This is a genomic window from Actinoallomurus acaciae (assembly GCF_042429965.1).
GTDB classification, from domain to species: Bacteria; Actinomycetota; Actinomycetes; order Streptosporangiales; family Streptosporangiaceae; genus Actinoallomurus; species Actinoallomurus acaciae.
The window spans coordinates 1-19,836 of the sequence record NZ_JBHLZP010000102.1 but is presented as its reverse complement, the minus strand read 5'-3'; the positions used below and the strand labels follow the sequence as shown (position 1 = coordinate 19,836).

The 19,836-nt window shown below is 70.4% G+C and carries 19 protein-coding genes; 15 read left to right on the top strand and 4 right to left on the bottom strand.

Annotated elements, in window-relative coordinates; translation table 11 throughout:
* Together ACFFNX_RS16195 and ACFFNX_RS16190 are read right to left on the bottom strand one after the other, a co-directional pair.
* Nucleotides 1-631, bottom strand: a 631-nt coding sequence (locus ACFFNX_RS16195; protein WP_378201952.1) for an NAD(P)/FAD-dependent oxidoreductase, incomplete at its 3' end; no start/stop codon positions are given.
* 2 nt (nucleotides 632-633) lie between these two features.
* Nucleotides 634-1,854, bottom strand: a complete 1,221-nt coding sequence (locus tag ACFFNX_RS16190; protein WP_378201949.1) for a cytochrome P450 — start codon at nucleotides 1,852-1,854, stop codon at nucleotides 634-636.
* Nucleotides 1,855-2,457: 603 nt separating this feature from the next.
* Here ACFFNX_RS16190 and ACFFNX_RS16185 point away from each other — a divergent pair.
* The 14 genes from ACFFNX_RS16185 to ACFFNX_RS16120 all read left to right on the top strand — a co-directional run bounded on the left by ACFFNX_RS16185 (nucleotide 2,458) and on the right by ACFFNX_RS16120 (nucleotide 17,056).
* The gene (locus ACFFNX_RS16185; protein WP_378201946.1) at nucleotides 2,458-3,336 is read left to right on the top strand and encodes a substrate-binding domain-containing protein; all 879 of its coding nucleotides are present in this window, start codon (nucleotides 2,458-2,460) and stop codon (nucleotides 3,334-3,336) included.
* 11 nt (nucleotides 3,337-3,347) lie between these two features.
* Nucleotides 3,348-4,151, top strand: coding sequence for an ABC transporter ATP-binding protein (locus ACFFNX_RS16180; protein ID WP_378201943.1), 804 nt, complete (start codon nucleotides 3,348-3,350; stop codon nucleotides 4,149-4,151).
* A gap of 24 nt (nucleotides 4,152-4,175) precedes the next feature.
* Nucleotides 4,176-5,006, top strand: a complete 831-nt coding sequence (locus tag ACFFNX_RS16175) for an ABC transporter permease (RefSeq protein ID WP_378201940.1) — start codon at nucleotides 4,176-4,178, stop codon at nucleotides 5,004-5,006.
* Between the two features lie 6 nt (nucleotides 5,007-5,012).
* Nucleotides 5,013-5,870 (top strand): amidohydrolase family protein, encoded by an 858-nt coding sequence (locus ACFFNX_RS16170; RefSeq protein ID WP_378201937.1) that lies wholly within the window; start codon nucleotides 5,013-5,015, stop codon nucleotides 5,868-5,870.
* Between the two features lie 35 nt (nucleotides 5,871-5,905).
* Nucleotides 5,906-6,916, top strand: a complete 1,011-nt coding sequence (locus ACFFNX_RS16165) for an ABC transporter substrate-binding protein (RefSeq protein ID WP_378201934.1) — start codon at nucleotides 5,906-5,908, stop codon at nucleotides 6,914-6,916.
* 26 nt (nucleotides 6,917-6,942) lie between these two features.
* Nucleotides 6,943-7,974, top strand: coding sequence for an ABC transporter substrate-binding protein (locus tag ACFFNX_RS16160; RefSeq protein WP_378201931.1), 1,032 nt, complete (start codon nucleotides 6,943-6,945; stop codon nucleotides 7,972-7,974).
* 27 nt (nucleotides 7,975-8,001) lie between these two features.
* Nucleotides 8,002-8,655 carry an SRPBCC domain-containing protein gene (locus ACFFNX_RS16155; RefSeq protein WP_378201928.1) on the top strand — a complete coding sequence of 218 codons (654 nt, stop codon included), beginning with the start codon at nucleotides 8,002-8,004 and terminating at the stop codon, nucleotides 8,653-8,655.
* On the top strand, nucleotides 8,633-9,493 hold the full coding sequence (locus ACFFNX_RS16150) for an HpcH/HpaI aldolase family protein (protein ID WP_378201925.1): 861 nt from the start codon (nucleotides 8,633-8,635) through the stop codon (nucleotides 9,491-9,493). Before ACFFNX_RS16155 ends, ACFFNX_RS16150 begins: the two co-directional genes overlap by 23 nt.
* Nucleotides 9,494-9,527: 34 nt before the next feature.
* On the top strand, nucleotides 9,528-10,583 hold the full coding sequence (locus tag ACFFNX_RS16145) for an amidohydrolase family protein (RefSeq protein WP_378201922.1): 1,056 nt from the start codon (nucleotides 9,528-9,530) through the stop codon (nucleotides 10,581-10,583).
* A gap of 48 nt (nucleotides 10,584-10,631) precedes the next feature.
* Complete coding sequence (locus tag ACFFNX_RS16140) at nucleotides 10,632-12,284, top strand: thiamine pyrophosphate-binding protein (RefSeq protein ID WP_378201919.1); 1,653 nt, start codon at nucleotides 10,632-10,634, stop codon at nucleotides 12,282-12,284.
* A 76-nt stretch (nucleotides 12,285-12,360) separates the two neighbouring features.
* Nucleotides 12,361-13,338 (top strand): substrate-binding domain-containing protein, encoded by a 978-nt coding sequence (locus ACFFNX_RS16135; RefSeq protein ID WP_378201916.1) that lies wholly within the window; start codon nucleotides 12,361-12,363, stop codon nucleotides 13,336-13,338.
* 44 nt (nucleotides 13,339-13,382) lie between these two features.
* Nucleotides 13,383-14,243, top strand: a complete 861-nt coding sequence (locus tag ACFFNX_RS16130; protein ID WP_378201913.1) for an amidohydrolase family protein — start codon at nucleotides 13,383-13,385, stop codon at nucleotides 14,241-14,243.
* A 48-nt stretch (nucleotides 14,244-14,291) separates the two neighbouring features.
* Nucleotides 14,292-14,960: a GntR family transcriptional regulator gene (locus ACFFNX_RS16125; RefSeq protein ID WP_378201910.1), complete on the top strand. Its 669-nt coding sequence runs from the start codon at nucleotides 14,292-14,294 to the stop codon at nucleotides 14,958-14,960.
* A gap of 341 nt (nucleotides 14,961-15,301) precedes the next feature.
* Nucleotides 15,302-17,056 (top strand): ABC transporter ATP-binding protein, encoded by a 1,755-nt coding sequence (locus tag ACFFNX_RS16120; RefSeq protein ID WP_378201907.1) that lies wholly within the window; start codon nucleotides 15,302-15,304, stop codon nucleotides 17,054-17,056.
* 19 nt (nucleotides 17,057-17,075) lie between these two features.
* Here the strand turns inward: ACFFNX_RS16120 and ACFFNX_RS16115 are convergent, their stop codons facing one another.
* Nucleotides 17,076-18,785: an FAD-binding dehydrogenase gene (locus tag ACFFNX_RS16115; protein ID WP_378201904.1), complete on the bottom strand. Its 1,710-nt coding sequence runs from the start codon at nucleotides 18,783-18,785 to the stop codon at nucleotides 17,076-17,078.
* A gap of 50 nt (nucleotides 18,786-18,835) precedes the next feature.
* A complete protein-coding gene (locus ACFFNX_RS16110) occupies nucleotides 18,836-19,066 on the bottom strand; it encodes a hypothetical protein (protein ID WP_378201901.1) in 231 nt (76 codons plus the stop codon).
* 504 nt (nucleotides 19,067-19,570) lie between these two features.
* On the opposite strand from ACFFNX_RS16110, the gene ACFFNX_RS16105 reads away from it, so the two are divergent.
* Nucleotides 19,571-19,836: maleylpyruvate isomerase N-terminal domain-containing protein (locus tag ACFFNX_RS16105; RefSeq protein ID WP_378201898.1), on the top strand; the 266-nt coding region annotated here is incomplete at its 3' end.

Sequence of the window (19,836 nt, the reverse complement as noted above, 5' to 3'; positions counted from 1 at the left end):
CGACCCGGGCGCCCATCCGCAGGCGTACGCCGTGCTCGGCGTGCAACTCGGCGAGCAGGTTCGCGGCCAGCGGGCCGAGCGACCCCGTCATCGGGGCGGGCCGAGGGCCGGTCAGGGTGACGTCGAGGCCCAGCGTCCGCGCGGTCGCGGCGACCTCGGCCCCGAGCACCCCGTCCCCGACGACCACGAGTCTCGATGAGGCGAGGAGGCCGGCCCGCAGGGCGAGCGCGTCGTCGAGCGTGCGCAGGACGTGCACACCGGCGAGACCGGCCTGTCCGGGCAACGTGCGGGGTCGTGCGCCGGTGGCCACGACGACGACCTCGGCGCGCAGCGTCCGTCCCGAGGCCGTCCGGACCGTACGGGTGGCCGGGTCCAGGCCGGTCGCGGGGTCGGCGAGGAGGAACTCCGCGTCGAGACCGGCCAGCGCCTCTTCCGTGCGCAGCCACGCCCGGTCCGGTGTCCAGGCGCCGGAGAGCACCTGTTTGGACAGGGGCGGCCGGTCATAGGGCAGGTGCGGTTCGCCGCCCAGGACCGTCAGCCGCCCCGTGTAGCCCTTGCGCCGCAGCGCCTCCGCGGTGCAGAGCCCGGCGGCGGAGGCTCCGACGACCAGCACGCTCGACGGGCCGGCCACGCTCACCATCGGACCGGGACCTCGCGCAGCCCCCCGACGGCGAGCCCCTCGACCCGGCGCAGCTCCACGGGCGGGACGGCCAGGCGCAGGGAGGGGAGCCGGCGCAGCAGGACGTCGAGCACCGCCTGCAACTCGGTGCGGGCCAGCGCCTGGCCGAGGCAGGAGTGCGCCCCGGAGCCGAAGGCCAGATGAGGGTTGGGGCTGCGGGTCAGGTCCATCCGGTCCGCGTCGTCGAAGGCGCTCTCGTCGCGGTTGGCCGCGGCCATGCTGCACATCACGGTCGTGCCGCCGGGCAGCACGGTCTCGGCGAGCTCGACCTCCTCCCCGATGTAGCGCGGCATGCCGATGCCGGCGTTGGCGTCGAACCGCAGCACCTCCTCCACCGCGGAGCGCACCAGGGACCGGTCCGCCAGCAGCCGTTCCCAACGCCGCCGGTCGGCCAGCAGCAGACCCGCCATCTTGGCGATCATGTTCGCCGTGGTCTCGTGCCCGGCGACGAGCAGGCCCTGGCCCGTGGCCACCAGGACCTCGGTCGACATCCGGTCGCCCCGCGCGTCGGTGGCCGTCGTGAGTTCGCTGAGCAGGTCCTCGCCCGGGTCGTCCCGCTTGGCCGTGACGTGCGCGGTCATGTACGCGACGAACTCGGCCTGCGCCGCCGCGACCTGTTCGTCCGTGTAGCGGGTCAGGTTGAGGAAGGTGTCGGACCAGTAGGCGAACCGGTCGCGGTCGGCGTCGTCGACGCCCAGGAGGTCGCAGATCACCCACACCGGCAGCGGGAATCCCAGGCTCGCCTTCAGGTCCGCGGGCGGGCCGTGCTCGGTCATCTCGTCGACGAGATGACCGGCCATCGCCTCGATGGCGGGCCGGAGCGCGGCCATCCGCCGGGCCGTGAACCACTTGGTGATCATCCGGCGCCAGCGCTGATGCTCCTCGCCCGACTGGGGGAGGATGCCGGCGATCTCACCGTTGAACACCCCGCCCGACTCGCTGTCGGCGATCCGGGCCGCGTCCTCGGCGTTCAAGCGCCGGCTGAACCGAGGGTCGGACAGCACCTTCCGTACGTCGGCGTAGCGGGTGAGCAGCGTCGCCTCGTCGCCGCTGGGCAGCGTCACGCGGGCGGCCGGGCACCTTCTCCGCAGGTCGGCCCACTCCACCGGCGGCTCCAACGCCGCCGGGCTCGGGATCGGGTAGCCGAGCACCTGCTCACCGTCGCCGTGTTCCACCGCGCACCTTCCTCTCGGTCAGGCCTGCGTGTAAGGCCCGGACGCGACCAGCCAACCCGAAACCGCGACGTAAGTCAATCGCTTGATTTAAATCCGGACGCCCGTCGTGCGGCACCGCCCGGCGGAACGGTGGCGGCTGGATTGTTTAACATCAAGTTTCCGCCTGAAGCGATTTTCCTGGACATCTTGCCGTCATGATTCGGCAATGTTACGCTCACCGCACTCATTGTTCGACAATCACTCTGGCGGGTCGATGATGACCGGCAGGCCGATGACGAGAACCCCCGAACATCGCACGGGCGCAAGCGGGATCGCCTTGTCCGTTGGCCGGCAGAGGAGACGAGAAATGCCGATCGATCCGCGTGACCTCGGGAAAGGCGCGATCCGCCCAGCTCCCGTGCGCACGCTCGCCGGCGGTCCGGACCGCCCCGTCCCCTGGTAGGGAGCGCGTCGCGCCCTTCTCCGCCGCCGAGCCGCGCGGCCGGAGGAACCGTGAGCCGCTGTTCTCAGCGAGAACGCCGAATGCGCGTTCTCGCTCCCCAAGGTGCCCACCGACGAAGTCCGCACGTCACTGGAAGGTCAGAAACCTTGAACACGTACACCGTGGCAGTACGTAACTACGCGCACACGACCCCGTTGAAGACGGGGGAGCGCGAGGTCGAGAACTGCCGGCTGGATTTCGCGGATATCGACCCGATCTACCAGGCGTTCGCGCCCATGGTCCGCGAGCTGAAGTTCGACGTGTCCGAGATGGCGATCGCGACGTATCTCCAGGCCAGGGACGAGGGCAAGGAGATCAGCCTCCTGCCGGTCGTCATGAACGGCGACTTCCATCACCATTCCCTCTCCCAGTGGCCCGGCGGGCCGATCCGGCACCCCAAGGAGCTCGTGGGCCGGCGCGTCGGCGTCCGCGCGTACACCCAGACGACCGGGCTCTGGGTCCGCGGCGCCCTCAAGGAGGACCACGGCATCGAGGCCGACCAGATCACGTGGGTCACCACGGAGGGCCCGCACGTGGCCGAGTACGTCGAGCCCCCGTACGTCGAGCGCACCTCCGGCAAGATCGTCGATCTGCTGCGCGACGGCGACATCGCCGCGGCGGTGCTCGGCCCCGTGGCCATCGATGACGACGGCGCCAGGCTCGTCCCGGTCATCCAGAACTGGCAGGAGGCCGAGCGGGCGTGGGCCGAGCGGCACGCGACCGTGCCGATCAACCACATGCTGACCGTCCGTACGGACGTGCTGAAGGACGATCCGCAAGCGGTCAGGGGCATCTACGACGCCCTGACGGCGAGCATCGACGCCGCGCGGCCCGACGGCCCGCTGACGTCGCGGCAGCGCGCCGTCCGTTACGGCCTGAGCGACTCCCTCATGGCGGCACTGCGCCTGGCCATCCGGTACGCGCGCGAGCAGGGGCTCATCCGGTCCGAGTTCACGGCCGAGGACCTGTTCGCGGACTTCACCCGGTACGTGGGGGCGTGATGTCCGCCATCGTGCCGAGGACAGACGACCGTCCGACGAAACTGGCCGTCGAATCGGTCTCGCACGGCTTCCGCTCCATCGGCGACGGGCGCCGCCCGTCGTTCACCCAGGTGCTCAGCGACATCTCCTTCACGATGTACGAGGGCGAGATCGTCTCGGTCGTCGGCCTGAGCGGGTGCGGGAAGACCACGCTGCTGCGCATCGTGGGCGGCCTGCTGTCGCCGGACGACGGCACCCTCCGGGTGGCCGGCCGCGAGGTGACGGGGCCGGGCCTGGACCGGGCCATCGTGTTCCAGCAGGCGTCGCTGCTGCCCTGGCGCAGCGCCCTGCGGAACGTGGAGTTCGGGCTGGAGCTCAAGCGGGTCGCCAAGGGCGAACGCGAGCAGAAGGCGCGTGACGCGCTGCGGCTGGTGGGGCTCGGCGACTACGAGAAGTACTACCCCAAGCAGCTCTCCGGCGGCATGCAGCAGCGGGTCGGGCTGGCCCGCGCCCTCGCGGTGGATCCGGAGATCCTCCTGATGGATGAGCCGTTCTCCGCCCTGGACGCGCAGACGCGGGAGGAGCTTCAGGTCGAGTTGCTCGACCTGAACGCCAAGACCCGGAAAACGATCATGTTCGTGACGCACGACCTGGACGAGGCCATCTACCTCAGCGATCGGGTTCTCGTGCTGCTGGCTCACCCGGGGCGCGTGCACACGGTGGTCGACGTCGACCTGCCCCGCCCGCGGGCCAACATCCTGGACGTCAAGTCCGACCCGGCGTTCATCAAGGCCCGCGACATCGTGGCACGGGAAATCCGCGCGGGAGGCGCCTGAATCATGTCGACAGATCGCGTGGTAATGACGCGGCCCTCCGGCGACGGCGGGTCGGCGACCGCGGACGAGCCCTGGGTGCGGCGGCTACGGCAGGCGGAGCGGAGGCGTAAGGCTCTGGTCTGGGGCCTTCGCCTGCTGGTCGCCGCCGTGATCCTCGTGGCGTGGCAGCTCGTCGGGAAGAGCGACCCGCTGTTCACGTCCTACCCGACCGCGGTCGCCCAGGCCGCGTGGGATGAGATCACGTCCGGTGCGCTCCTGTCCGCCATCGCCCGGAGCTTTGAGATCCTCGCGCTCGGCCTGCTGCTCGGCATCGTGGTCGGAGTCGTGGTGGGCCTGATCATCGGGCGGTACTCGCTGGTCGCCTCGTCCGTCGAGTGGATCATCAGCGCGCTCAACGCGACACCGCTGCTGGCCATCATCCCCCTGGTCATCGTGTGGTTCGGGCTCGGCATGGAGTCCAAGGTGGTCACGGTGTTCATCCTCACCGTGTTCTCGATGCTGCTCAACACGGCCGCCGGCGTCCATGAGGTCGAGCAGAACGTCCTCGACGTCAGCCGGGCGTTCGTGGCCTCCGAGAGCCAGGTGTTCCGCAAGATCATCCTGCCGAGTGCCGTGCCCTTCATCATGACCGGCCTGCGGATCTCCATCGGCAGGGCGCTGATCGGCACCGTCGCCGCGGAGTTCTTCACGGGCATCTCCGGGCTGGGCGGCCTGATCCAGAAGTACGGGGCCAGCTACCAGACCGACTACATGCTCGTCCCGGTCCTCACCCTCATGCTGCTCGGCGTCCTGCTGACGGGACTGGCCCGCTGGCTGGAGAACGTCGTCGCCCCCTGGCGCGAGAGGACCCGGTGACCGCCGATGTCAACGGCCGACCTCCACACCCACATCATCTCGCCGGACCTGGATCGATACCCTCATCGCCCGCTGGGCGGCAAGCGGTCCGCCTGGTCGGCCGAGCGCCCCGTGGACCTGGACGGGCTGCTCCGCAACCTCGACGCCGCGGGCGTCGAGAAGGCGGCCGTGGTGCAGGCGTCCACGGTGTACGGCTTCGACAACCGTTACGCGGCCGACGCGCTCGCCGGGCACGAGGACCGCCTGATCGGCGTGTGCTCGGTCGACTTCGTCGCCGACGACGCGATCGACCAGGTCAAGTACTGGGTCGACGAGCGGAACTTCGCCGGTGTACGGATCCGCGCGGCCGACGGCACCACCCCGGTACCGAGCAGCACGCGACTCGACGATCCGAGGATGGACGCCGTCTGGTCCCACCTGGAGGCGCGGCGGATCCCGGTCTGCGTCCAGATGCACTCGCGGAACACCGGCACGCTGCTGTCGGTCCTGGAGCGGTTCCCGCGCCTGGTGATCGCGCTCGACCACGGCGCCCGGCCGCGCCTCGACGGAGGGCCGCCGTACGCGGCGGCCGAGGAACTGTTCGGGCTCACCGCGTACGAGGGCGTCTTTTTGAAGATCACGCCGGTGACCGTGCGGCGTGCCGACGACGAGCCGGGCGGCGACGCCCGGAAGCTGGTCCGAAGGCTGGTGGACGGTTTCGGCTCCGAGCACGTCGCCTGGGGGTCCAACTTCCCGGCGTCAGACGGTGGCCTGCCGGAACTCCGCGACCTCGTCGAGGCGGCGGCCGGCGAACTCACGACGGAAGAACAGACCGACGTCTTCGGGCGGACCGCGGCCCGTATCTATCCCCAGCTCGTGATCTGAGCATCCCCCTGATTCGGCATGACACGGAGACGGCAATGAATCACTCGCTCTCGAGACGCTCCTTCCTGGGCGTGACGGCCGGCGTCGGCGCCGGTGCGACGGGTCTACTGACCGCCGGCTGCTCGGGCGGCGGAGGCGGTGGCGACACGGTGAAGATCGCCAACACGGCCGCGACCGCCTCGCTCACCATCAACCACCTGATGGACGAGCTCGGCTACTTCGCGACCTTCGGCGTGAACGCCAAGATCACGAACGTCAGCTCGGGCACCCAGGTGGTGGCGGCGCTGGCCTCCGGCTCGGCCGACATCACGGTGCTGAGCGGCTTCATCGGCATGTTCCCCGCGATCGAGAAGGGCCTGCCCCTGAAGGCTCTGGGCGGGACGCAGGTGGTCGCGACGGAGGCCTTCTTCACCGGGAATCCGCAGGTGAGGTCGTTCCAGGACCTGGCCGGCAAGACGCTGGGCGTGGGAGCCGTCGGCGCCCAGCTGTACGACGGCTTCATCGCCGTGCTGAACAAGTACAAGATCTCGCCGAAGGACGTGACGTTCCGCAACGTCGGCAGCAGCGCGGACTCCTTCAAGTCGGTGCTGGCCAAGCAGATCGACGTCGGCTACGGGCAGGTGGGCGACCAGGCGCTCGCGAAGCCGAAGGGCGTCCGGATGCTCAACACGGTCGCCGGTGAGCTTCCGCTCTACATCAACCAGGGTTCGGTCGCCTCCGCCAAGGCCATCGCGGGCAAGCGGAAGGCGCTGGTGAAGGTGCTGGCGGCGTACGCGAAGCTCTTCCAGTACCTCACGACCGACGAGTCGAAGAGCAAGTACGTCGCCGCCTATGTCGCCGCCGGGGGCGGCAAGGACGAGGCCGAGATCGAGTGGGCGTTCATCAACAAGTACACCGCCTACTCGCCGACCCTCGACCTGCCGGAGGCCAAGTTCGATTACGTCCAGCAGCTGAACGTCGAGGCCGGCAGCCAGAAAAAGGTCCTCGACTACAAGAAGTACACGGATTTCAGCCTCCGGAGCGAGGCTCTGGCCCTCTTGAAGTAGTCCATTCGTCCTGCACGGAGACGATTATGAACCATTGGCAGGCGCGGACCGGTTCGGTCTCGCGAAGAGGTTTCCTCGGCACCACGGCCGGCGTTTTCGCCGCCGGTGCGACGGGACTCCTCACCGCCGGCTGTTCGGGCGGCGGAGACGGCGATTCCGTCAAGATCATTAACACCTCGGCCACCGGCGCGATCGCCATCAACCACCTGATGGACGAGCTCGGCTACTTCACGGCCTTCGGCGTGAACGCCAAGGTCACGAACGTCAGCTCCGGAAACCAGGTCCTGGCCGGGGTCGCCTCGGGCTCGGCCGACATCACCGTCCTGAGCGGCCTCATCGGCGTCTTCCCCGCGATCGACAAGGGCATGAGGCTGAAGGTGCTGGGCGGCACGCAGGTCGTCTCGACGAGCGCGCTCTTCAGCGGGAACCCGCAGGTCAAGTCGGTCCGTGACCTGCGCGGCAAGACGCTGGGCGTGGGCGCGGTCGGTGCCGAGCTGTACGACGTGTTCGAGGCGTTGCTCGCGAAGTACGGGATGTCGACCAAGGACGCCACCTTCCGCAACGTCGGCAGCAGCGCCGACTCCCTGAAGGCGGCCCTGGCCAAGCAGATCGACTGCGGTTACGGACAGGTCGGCAACAAGGCGCTGGCGGAGACCAAGGGTGTGCGGATGATCACCACCGTCAACGACGAGCTGCCACTCTGGATCAACCAGGGCGCGGTGGCCTCCGCCAAGGCGGTCTCGGGCAAGCGCAAGGCCCTGGTGAAGGTGCTGGCCTCGTACGCGAAGCTCTTTCAGTACCTCACGACCGCGGAGTCGAAGAGCAAGTACGTCGCGGCCTATGTCGCCGCCGGCGGGAGCCAGGACGAGGGCGACCTCGAATGGCAGTTCATCAACAAGACCACCGCCTACTCGCCGACCCTCGACCTGCCGACGGAGAAGCTCAATTTCATCCAGCAGCAGAATGTCAGGAGCGGCACCCAGAAGAAGGTGCTCGACCCCAAGAGCTACACGGACCTGAGCCTCCGGCCCGACGCGCTGGCGCTGTTGAAGCAGTAGGTCATTCCTTTCGGCACACAAGCGGCCGTGAGCCACCGAACGAGGTCCAGAGAATTGATAGAAATCGCAGAAGACATCGCAGTTCCGAGTCCCCCGAAACGGGTCTGGGCGGTCGTGTCGAACCCCGCGGACGTCGTGTCCTGCATCCCGGGCGCCGAACTCGGCGCCGCCCATGACGACGGCACGTTCGACGGAGTCCTGGTCGCCAGGTTCGCGGCGATCCGGGTCAGGTTCGCCGCCCGGATCTCCCTGGAGCTCGAAGAGTCCGAGCACGAGGGCCGCCTTTCGGCCCGCGGCCGGGACGGGCAGGGGGCCACACGCTTCAGCGGCGATGCCACGTTCGGCGTGGTCGAGGACCCGACGGCCGGCGGTTCACGGGTGACCGTCCACGGCGAGGTGAACCTCACGGGCAAGCTGGCCTCGCTGATCGAGTCGGGCGCGGGCGTCGTGATCTCCAGGATGACCAAGGAGTTCTCGGCACAGCTCGTCGAGCGCTGCACCGAGCCCGAGCCCGCGGCGGAGTCCGCTCCGCGGCCCTCCGCACCGGCGCGTACCGGCCCGCTGCAACGGCTCCGTGCCTGGTGGGCGCGGCTGCTGCACCGGAAGCCGCAGCAAGGGGCACCGGCCGGTTCCGGACGAACGAGCGAGGAGGCCGGCAGTGGCAACGCCACGGCTCAATAAGGTGATCGCCGGACTGGAGGCGGGGCAGCACGTCTTCGCGTCCTTCGTGCCCCCGGAGCCGGCCGCCGCCGTCGAGTTCAGCACCGCCGCCTACGACGCGCTGGTGTTCGAGACCGAGCACCGGCCCTGGGACGCCGCCACGCTCCGGGACAGCATGCAGTACCTGCTGAACCGGCGGCAGATCTTCACCGCCGGCAGCCTGGCGCCCGCGGTCACGCCACTCGTGCGCATCCCCGTCAACGGCGGTGAGAAGGCGCAGTGGCACGCGAAACAGGCCCTGGACCTCGGCGCGTACGGGATCGTCTGGCCGCACGTCGACACGGTCGAGGAGGCCCGCAACGCGGTCGCGGCCTGCCGTTACCCCCGGCCGCCCGGGAGCCCCCGCTTCGAACCCGCCGGGCTGCGCGGGGACAGCCCGGCCGCCGCGGCCCGCTACTGGGGTGTCTCGAACCAGGAGTACTACGCGAAGAGCGACGTGTGGCCGCTCGACCCGGACGGGGAGATCCTCGTCGCCTTCATGATCGAGAGTCAGCGCGCCATCGAGAACCTGCCGGCGATGCTCGACCAGGTGCCGGGGATCGGGCTGATCCTCATCGGCGAGGGCGACATGAGCCAGGAGCTGGGGATTCCCCGGCAGTACGAGCACCCGCGCATGCGGGAGTGCAAGCGCCGGATCCTCGGCATCTGCCGGGAACGGGGGGTCGCCGTCGGCCACCCGCACGTGACGGCCGACAACGTCGAGCAGGTGCTGGACGACGGCTACCGCTTCCTGATGTCCCTCCCGGTGCGGACCCACCCGGCCCTGGAACGGGGCCGGACGCTGACCGGCCGCGCCTGAGGGCCCGCGGAACCCACTCACATCGGAGACTGTCATGCTCATCGACTGCCACGGTCACTTCACCACGGCGCCGCCGGCGCTCGGGAAGTGGCGGGAACGGCAGATCCGGGCGTTCGAGGAATCGGGCGCACGCGTCTCGCCCGACGAACTCCGCATCAGCGACGACGAGGTAAGAGCCGCCATCGAACAGGGGCAGCTGAAGCTGCAGCGGGAGCGCGGCGTCGACGTCGCGCTGTTCTCCCCGGGCGCGGGCAAGATGGCCCACCACTACGGCGACGAGGAGACCAGCCTGGCCTGGGCTCGCGTCAGCAACGACCTGATCAGCCGGGTCTGCGGGCTCTTCCCCGATCGGTTCGTCGGAGTGTGCCAGCTCCCGCAGTCTCCCGGGGACGCCCTGGAGTCGTCCGTCCGGCGTTCCGCCGTCGAACTCGAGCGGTGCGTCGAGGAGCTGGGCTTCGTCGGGTGCCTGCTCAACCCGGACCCGTCGGACGGGTACTACCAGGCGCCGCCGCTGACCGACAAGGTCTACTACCCGCTCTACGAGAAGATGGTCGAGCTCGACGTTCCCGCGATGATCCATGTGGCGATGTCGCGGAACCCGTCGCTGCAGGGCACCTGCGCGCACTACCTGGCCGGCGACACCGCAGTGTTCATGCAGCTGTGCCTGTCGGACCTGTTCACCGACTTCCCGACGCTGAAGCTCATCATCCCGCACGGCGGCGGCGCCGTCCCGTACCACTGGGGCCGGTACCGCGGCGTGATGCAGGACCAGGGACGGCCTCCGCTGGAGGAACTGGTGCTGCGGAACGTCTTCTTCGACACGTGCGTGTACCACCGGCGGGGTCTCGAACTGCTGACGGACGTCATTCCCGCCGAGAACATCCTGTTCGCCTCGGAGATGATCGGCGCCGTCCGCGGGGTGGATCCGGAGACCGGGCACCGGTTCGACGACACCAAGTACCTCTTGGACTCCGTCGAGTCCCTGAGCGAGGCCGACCGGCGAGCGGTGTACGGCGGCAACGCGCTGCGGGTGTTCGGGCGGCTGGAGGGCGTGCTCAAGTCCAGGAACCGCGTCCGGCCCGAGGCATGAGCCCACGCCGTTTCGGATGCAAGTGAAGTCTGCGAAGGAGCCGGGGAATTGAAGGTCTATGAAGCGCTCGCCGAGGCGTTCGTCAAGGAGGGGACGAGCGACGTCTTCGGCATGATGGGCGACGCGAACATGCACTGGATGAACGCGCTCGCCCGGCAGGGCGTGCGCCTGTACGAGGTGCGGCACGAGGGGTCCGGTCTCGGCATGGCGGACGGCTGGGCGCGTACGGCCGGGAGACCGGGCGTCGTGACGACGACCAGCGGGCCGGGCACGGCGCAGCTGGCCACCTCCATGATCGTGGCGAGCCGGGCGCGTACCCCGCTGGTCGCCTTCTGCGGGGAGACCCCGCTGGGTGACGAGGACGCCGTGCAGTATCTCGACCAACGGCGCTTCGCCGCCGCGATCGAGTGCGAGTTCGTCCACCTCACCCGGCCCGACCTCGCCGAGGAGGCGGTGCAGCGGGCCTTCTACCGCGCGCGCACCGAGTCGCGGCCGGTGATGCTCAGCGCCCCCATCGACGTCCAGCAGCAGGAGTGTGAGGACACCGGCTCTTACGTCCCCTCCGCGGACCTCCTTGAGCGACCGCGGCTCCTGCCCGACCCGGACCGGATCGAGAAGGCCGGCGACATCGTCCGGGCGAGCAAGCGCGTGGTGATCATCGCGGGGCGCGGAGCGCGTCGCGCGGGCGCCGGGGAGCAGATCCTCCGGCTCCAGAGGCAGACCGGCGCCCTGCTGGCCACGACGCTCCAGGCGAAGAACTGGCTGTGCGGCGACACCGACTTCCACGTGGGGATCTCCGGGCTGTTCGGCAGCAAGGTGGCGATGGAGCTGCTGCAGGAGGCCGACTGCGTGATCGCGGTGGGCGCCAGCCTGAACAGCTACACGATCGAGCACGGCTACCTGTTCCCGGAGGCCAGGTACGTCCAGATCGACACCTCTCCCCACATCGTCATGGGGAACGGGGCGGCGGCGGACTGCTACATCCAGGCCGACGCGGTCACCGCCGTCACGGAGCTGAGCCGGGCGCTGGAGGACCGGTCCGTCGCGATCGAGGGCTTCCACACCGCCGAGGTGCGGGGCCGGCTGACCGCTCCGCTCCTGGACCCCGCGGAGCTGGTGCGCGAGCCGGGCCGCCTCGACCCGCGCGAGGCGATCCAGGTACTGGACGCCGAGCTTCCCGGCGAGATCGGCCTGGTGCTGGGCAGCGGCCACCAGACGGACTTCGGCACCATGCTCTTCCAGCGGTCGCGGGAGGTCCTGTCGAACTACGGGATGTTCGGCGCCATCGGCCAGGCCCCGCTGCTGACCATCGGGTCGATCGTGGCGGACGGCGGCAGGCCCGCGTTCGTGGTGGAGGGCGACGCCAGCTTCCTGATGCACCTGTCGGAGTTCGAGACGGCGGTCCGGTACGGGATCCCGATCCTCGTCGTGGTGATGAACGACGAGGCGCTGGGCGCGGAGTACCACAAGGCGCGGGCGAAGGGCCTGGACCCGGAGCTCGCGGTGATCCCAACGCCCGAGCTGGGGCGTGTCGCGGCGGCGCTCGGCGGTGGCGGGGCGACGGTCCGCACCACGGCGGAGCTCGGCGCCGCCCTCGCGGAGTACGTGCGCGATCCCCGGCCCACGGTGATCGACGTCCGGATCACCAGGAACGTGCTCAGCGTCCCGTACCGCCGCCTGCAGTACGGCGAGAACGTCTGAGCCGGGCCGGAGCCCACCGGTCCGCGCGCCGGCCGTGCGGACCTCCAAGGATGCGAATGAGAGGCAGGAGATGGACTTGCTTTCGGTGGCTTTCGGGGACTATCCCCACGGGCGGGCGCTGCTCGACGGCGAGGTCGCGGTCGACGGGCACCGGGTCGAGCCGGTGGAGGTCAGGCCGATCATCGGCGCCTACCGGCGCATGATCCGTGACCTGGAGTTCGACGTGTGCGAGCTGGCGCCGGTGTCGTACCTGATGGCCCGCCAGGCCGGCGTTCCCCTCACCGCGATACCGGTGTTCCTCAACCGGCGGTTCCACCACGGCGACGTCCAGTGCGCCGCCGGCTCGGGGATCGGGCTCCCGTCGGACCTGGAGGGACGCCGCGTGGGGGTACGCGCCTACTCGGTGACCACCGGCGTGTGGGTGCGCGGGGTCCTCCGGGACGAGTACGGCGTGAACATCGACAAGATCACCTGGGTCGTGGACGACGACGACCACGTCGAGGGGCGGGCACCGGAGAACGTGGAGCGGGTCACCGACGGGCGGTCCCTCGCCGAGCTCCTCCGTGCCGGGGAGATCGACGCCGCCTTCACCGGGAACGCCGGCACCGGCCGGGCCGGCGCGCCCCGGGCGGGCTGGACCGCGGCGGCCGAACCCGACGCCGCCGGCGGCGACGGCCCGTACCCGCTGTTCGCGGAGTCCGACGTGCTGGCCACCGACTGGTACGTCCGTACCGGGATCTATCCGTGCCACTCGCTGGTCGCGCTCCGCGCCGAACTCGTCGAGCGGAACCCCGAACTGCCGACCGCGCTGTACGCGGCACTGGTCGAGAACAAGCGCCGGCAGGTCGCCGCGGACCCCGAGTGGACCGCGCTGCCGCGCCTCGCCCGGCAGGCGCGGCAGATCGGCGGTGACCCCCTTCCGTACGGCCGTGACGCCAATGAGGCCACTTTGGACGCGCTGGTGCGTTTCTCCCGCGACCAGGGCCTGCTCGACGCGGACACTCTCACCGATCCGCGCGAGCTCTTCGCCGACGGCGACTATCCGGACGCCTAGTTCTCATCCGGAGGAACACACGTGCGAGCAGGGGAGTAGCAACCATGGACGTCATCGACACGCACTGCCACATCATCGCGGCGGACGAGACCCGGTATCCGCGGGCGCCCATCGGCGGGAAACAGTCGACGTGGGCCGCCTCCCGCCCGGTGACCGCGGAGGGAATGGTCGCCCGCATGGACGAGGTGGGTATCCGGCAGTCCGTCCTGGTCCAGGCCACCACCAACTACGGGTATGACAACTCGTACGTCCTGGACAGCCGCCGGCGCTGGCCCGACCGCTTCATCGCCGTGGGCACCTTCGACCCGCTGGAGCCGGACGCCGGCACGCGTCTCGCCGACTTGTGCGGCGACGGGGGCCTGGCCGGAGTGCGGCTGTTCACCAGCGGCAGCACCGTGCCGACCCAGGGCGAGTGGTTCGCCGCGCCCGAGACGGAGGAGTTCTGGCGGCGGGCCGGCGAGCTGGGCGTCACCGTCTGCCTCCAGATGCGCCTCGGACCGGCGACGGCACAGCTGGTCTCGGTGCTGGAGCGCCACCCCACGGTCACGGTGCTCCTCGACCACATGGGATATCCGGACATCGCCGCGTCGCCCGCCCGAGCGGGCAAGGAGGTGGCCGGCCTTGCGCGAAATCCCGGCCTGCACCTCAAGCTCACGCACCGGAACCTGGAGCGGCTGCACGACGCCGGAGACGAGGCCGCCGATTTCCTCGGGCCGGTGCTGGACGCGTTCGGCGCGGAGCGCGTCGCGTGGGGCTCGAACTGCCCGGCCGCCGAGCAGTCGCTGCCGGAGCTCCTCGACCTCGCGCGGAGTGTCCTGAGTCCGCTTCCGGAGGAGTCCCGAGCGGCTATCTTCGCGGGCACGGCCCGGCGTTTGTACCCGGGTTTGGACAACACGCAGAACTGAACCGCCCACGCGGTTCATCGATCTCACTGAGGCACATAGGCGATCAACGTGGATCTGAGCAGTAACAATGGCACTCCCGACAAGGGCGGCGCGGCCACCCGGTACAGCCAGGCGTACGAAGGGCTGCGCTCGCTGCTGCTGTCGGGGAGCATCGAACCGAACACGCGGCTGACAGAGGCGGATCTGACCCAGAAGTTCAACGTCTCGCGGGGCACGATGCGTTCGGTTCTGGTCCGCCTGGTCCAGGAGGGCTACGTCACCAGTGAGGTCAATCGCGGGGTGCGGACGCGGAGCTTCTCGGCCGAGGAGGCGGCCGACATTCTCGAAGCGCGGGAGACGCTGGAGTCCGCCCTCGCCGGGAAGGCCGCGGAACGCGCGACCGAGGAGGACATCCGCGAGATGCGCCGGACCCTCGAGGCCATGGAGGACGCCCAGGCCCGCGGCGACCAGGCGGAGTACTCCAAGGGCAACCGCAGGTTTCATCAGCAGGTGAAGGAGGCCGCGCACCAGATGACGCTGGCCCGGGCCTACGACAGCCTGTTGTACCCGCTCGTGATGCGTCAGTACCGCAACCTCTCCGCCCCTCACCCGCGGCGCGGCTCGCTCGAGGAGCACCAGGCCATCCTCCTCGCCATCGTGACGCACAACCCGGAGGCCGCCATCGCCGCGATGCGCCATCACGTCAGCTCGGCCCGGCGGCAACTGCTGCTCGGGTAGGCCACGCGGTGCCAGGGCCCGGCATTCGCGTTCGCGGCGGCCCGCTCAGCTCGATATCACGCGCAATTAAAGCTCATCTCATCGTGGTCTCGCCGGATTTTCAGGGTCGGTTCCTAATGTCTTTCCGGTAAGCGCCGAAAGGTGACGGAGGGGTACTGAAAGGACCCGAAGATGAGTTTCCGTAAACTGCCCGTCCCGCGCAGGAACCGCAAGGTCGAGCCGCCTCGCAAGCCGGCACCCAAGAAGCACAAGAAGCCCATCAAGCGGACGCCCCGCTGACGAATTAACGGGGGAAGAGGGAGCCGGTGACCGCCGGCTCCCTTCTCGTCGCGGGAGGGAACATGAAATCGCCATCGAAGGCTTCGCGAGACGGTGTCTCCGCGCGGGAGGCGTTCCGCCGATTCTGGCCGTACACGCGCGGGATCCGCCGGTGGCTCGTGGCCGGAGCGCTGCTGCTGGTCCTGGCCGCCGCAGGTGAGGCCGCCGCGATCTGGATCTTCGGCCTCATCACCGACCACGTGCTGGCCGCCAAGAACCTCGCCGCGTTCTGGACGCCCGCCCTCGTGTGGCTGCAACTCTCGGTGCTGACCGCCGTCGCCTCCTTCGGCGGCGACTACCTCACGACCCTCGTGGGCGAGCGATTCCTCCTGCGACTGCGGGATTCGGTCTTCGCCCACGTCCAGCGCCTCTCGCCCGACTTCTTCGACCGCGGCCGGACCGGTGACCTCATGGTGCGGCTGACCGACGACGTGGAGGCGATCGAGCAGTTCGTCGCCTCCGGGCTGATCAAGACCGTCACCTCCGTCGTCAGTGCGGTGTTCTTCGCCGGCGCGGCGCTGTACGTCCGCTGGGACCTGGCCCTCGTCTCGTTCGCCCTCGCACCGCTGTTCTGGGTCGCCGTACGCCGCTTCACCGCGCGGTTCCGGGAGACGGCGGTACGGGAGCGGGAGAGCGACGGGATCATGACGAGCGTCGTGGAGGAGAGCCTGTCCAACCACGCCCTCATCCAGGCGTACAACCGGCAGCCCACCGAGCGGCGGCGCCTGCACCGCGAGGGAGTGACGTGGCTGGAGGCGAAGATGGCCGAGCACCGGCTGTCCGCGCTGTACGAGCCGCTGGTCCAGGTGATCGAGACGGTGTGCGTCCTGCTCGTCCTCGGCGTCGGCGCCTGGGAGCTCGCGCGCGGCCGCATCACGCTCGGCGGCCTGCTCGCGTTCGCCGCCTACCTCGGTTACCTCTACCCGCCGATCCAGAGCCTGGGAGACGTCGGCCTGACCGCCTCGGAGGCGGCGGCCAGCGCCGACCGCATCATCGAGATCATGGAGACACCGCCCGGGGTCGCCGAACCCCCGGTGCCCCGCACCCACGCCGCGCGACGCGGGCGGGTGGCCTTCGACAACGTCACCTTCCGCTATCCGGGCGGCGACCGGCCCGCGATCGAGGATTTCTCCTTCCGCGCCGGACCGGAGGAGCTCGTCCTGGTCACCGGGCCCAGCGGCGCGGGCAAATCCACGATCGGCAAGCTGCTGCTGCGGTTCTATGACCCCGACCGCGGGCGGATCCGCCTGGACGGCGTCGACATCCGCGAGCTGTCCCTGACGACGCTGCGCGACACCGTCACCGTGTTGCAGCAGGAGACCCTGCTCTTCCCCGGGCCGGTGCGCGACAACATCGCGTACGGCCGCCCGGGCGCCACCGAGGAGCAGATCGTCGCCGCCGCCCGGGCCGCCGACGCCCACGACTTCATCACGGCCCTGCCCGAGGGCTACGACACACCGGTCGGCCGGCAGGGACGCCTGCTGTCCGGCGGACAGCGCCAGCGGATCGCCATCGCCCGCGCGATGCTGCGTGACGCCCCCGTGCTCATCCTCGACGAACCGACCACCGGCCTGGACGCCCCGACCGCCCGCCGCGTGCTCGACCCGCTGCGCCGCCTCATGAGGGGCCGTACGACCATCCTCATCACCCACGACCTCCATCTCGCGCCGGAGGCGGACCGGATCATCGTCCTCGATGGGCGCACGACCGTACGAGAGATCACCCGCCGGTACGGCCGCGCGCCGACGGACCCGGCGAACGCGGCGTCACGGGGCTGACCGATGAGGCGGGTTCTGGTCAGGCGGTGGCGGCTGCCGCCGCGAGGCCCGCCCGGCGGCCGGAGAACAGGCAGCCGCCGAGGAAGGTGCCCTCCAGCGCGTTGTAGCCGTGCACGCCTCCGCCGCCGAAGCCGGCCACCTCCCCGGCCGCGTACAGGCCGTCCACGGGCCGCCCGTCCTGGCCGAGCGCGCGGGAGTCGAGGTCGGTCTGGATGCCGCCGAGCGTCTTGCGCGTGAGGATGTGGAGTTTGACGCCGATCAGCGGCCCGGCCTGCGGGTCGAGGATCCGGTGCGGGGCCGCGGCGCGGCCGAGCCGGTCCCCGATGTAGCGGCGCGCGTTGCGGATCCCCTGGATCTGGGAGTCCTTGCTGTACGGGTTGGCGACCTGCAGATCACGGGCCTCGACCTGGCGGCGCAGGACGGCCGGGTCCAGCAGCGGCTCGTCGGTCAGCCCGTTCATCTTCGTCACCAGGTCATCCAGCGTCGCGGCGACCACGAAGTCGGCGCCCTGGCGCTTGAACGCCTCCACCGGGCCGGGCACCCCACGGGACAGGCGCTCACGGAGGACCGCCTTGCGGTCGCCGCTGGTGATGTCGGGGTTCTGCTCCGATCCCGACAGCGCGAACTCCTTCTGGATGATCTTCTGGGTGAGCACGAACCACGAGTGGTCGTACCCGGCGATGTCGGGGGTGGTGCGCAGGTGCCTCAGCGTGCTGAGGGTGTCGTACCCGGGCAGGCAGGGGTCCGGCAGGCGGCGGCCCAGCGCGTCGAACCACATCGAGGAGGGCCCCGGCAGGATGCGGATGCCGTGGCCGGGCCAGACGGGGTCCCAGTTGCGCACCCCCTCGGTGTAGTGCCACATCCGGTCGCGGTTGACCAGCCGCGCACCCGCGTCGGCGGAGATGTCCAGCATCCGCCCGTCCACGTAGGCGGGCACCCCTGTGATCATGGTCTCCGGCGCGGTGCCCAGGCGTTCGGGCCAGTAGCGCCGCACGATGTCGTGGTCGGCGCCGATCCCTCCGCTGGCCACGATGACGGCCTGCGCGCTCAGCTCGAACGTGCCCGTCGCCTCGCGGCTGCTGGCGACCCCGCGCGCCGAGTCGTCCTCGGCGAGCACGGTGCCGCGGACCCCGGTGACGGCGCCGTCGTGGACGACGATCTCATCCACCCGGCGCCGGTGGTGGAACGTCAGCAGCCCGGCGTCGGCCGCCTCCCGCGCCCGGCGGACGAACGGCCCGACCACGCCGGTTCCGGTGCCCCACGCGACGTGGAAGCGCGGCACGGAGTTGCCGTGGCCGTCCGCGCGCAGGTCGCCGCGCTCGGCCCAGCCGACCGCCGGCGTGAGCTCGATGCCGTGGCCGGCGAGCCAGGAGCGCTTCTCCCCGGCGGCGAACTCGACGTACGCGCGGGCCCAGCGCTCCGCCCAGGAGTCCTCGTCCTCCAGGCGGTCGAACTGCGCGCTGCCCCGCCAGTCGTTCCACGCCAGGTCGAAGGAGTCCTTGATCCTCAGGCGCCGCTGCTCGGGCGAGTCGACGAGGAACAGCCCGCCGAAGGACCAGTAGGCCTGGCCGCCGAGGTTGGCGGCGTTCTCCTGGTCAACCAGCGCCACCTTCCGGCCTCGGCTGGTGAGCTCGTGCGCCGCGACCAGTCCCGCCAGTCCGGCTCCGACCACGATGACGTCCGCGTCCACGGCGGCGCTCCCTTCGGCCCGACGATGGTGATGCGCCATCGTAGATCCCGCACGGGCGAACCGGCAGCGGGCCCCGGCCGCATCGGGCGTCAGCCGGCGTAGGCGATGAGGATCGCGAGGCCGATCAGGACCAGGACGGCCACGACGCCGACGGCGGGCGGCACCTCGCGCCGTCGCCCGCCGTTCACCCCGGCCAGGGGAACGCCGGGGACGGGGTTGCCGTCGCCGCCGTGATGATGATGCCCGCCGACCCCGCCGTGGTGGTGCCCCCCGCTGAAGCCGCCGTGGTGGCCTCCGGAGAATCCGCCGCCATGTGACATGTGTGGCTCCTCCCGTTTCCTGATGAGACGTCGAGTTCGCAGTGAGGTTCCCGCTCCGAGGCCGCGGAAACCGCCATCGGGTCGCGGCCGGGAGATCGAGCGTCACGGTGCGCCCACCCGGACAGCCGCGTCGTTCCACCGTCGGCGGTGATGAGCCGATGGGCGATCGCCAGGCCGAGTCTCGTGCCCGCTACGGAAGCGCCGGAACGCCTCGGCCATGGCCTCGTCGCTCATGCCGAGCCGTACGCGCCCGGCGGCGTGACGGTCAACGCGTCGTCGATGAGGTTGTCGATGAGGTTGTCGATCACCTGCTCGAGATGGGCGGGTACGGCGTCGGCCGCGACCGGACGGCACGTCTCGACGGACAGGCGCTCGGCGGCGACGGGCCGCCATGCCTCGGCCCGTTCGTTCAGCCCCCGGCCGTCCCGACCCCCGTGGGTGATCCTGACCGGCTCGGTGCCGTGGGAGGCGGCGTCGAGCCGAACGCGCTCTAGCGTGGGGAGGGTGGACGACCACCCGACCGTGCGGGCTCTCGGCGCCGCCCTGGAGGCATGGCGCGATCTGCTCGACCAGGTCACCCCGGCGGAGCTCGGGCTTCCGACGCCGAACCCCGGCTGGGACGTCGCCCAGGTCATCGATCACTCGATCGCGGTCACCCGCAAGTTCACCGCCTTCGCCCGTGGCGTGACCGACCGGCCGTCCAACCCCGGCCCCGGCCTCGGCGGCGCCGATCGCCGCGTCGCCTTCGTCGCCGCGGCCGACGAGGCGGG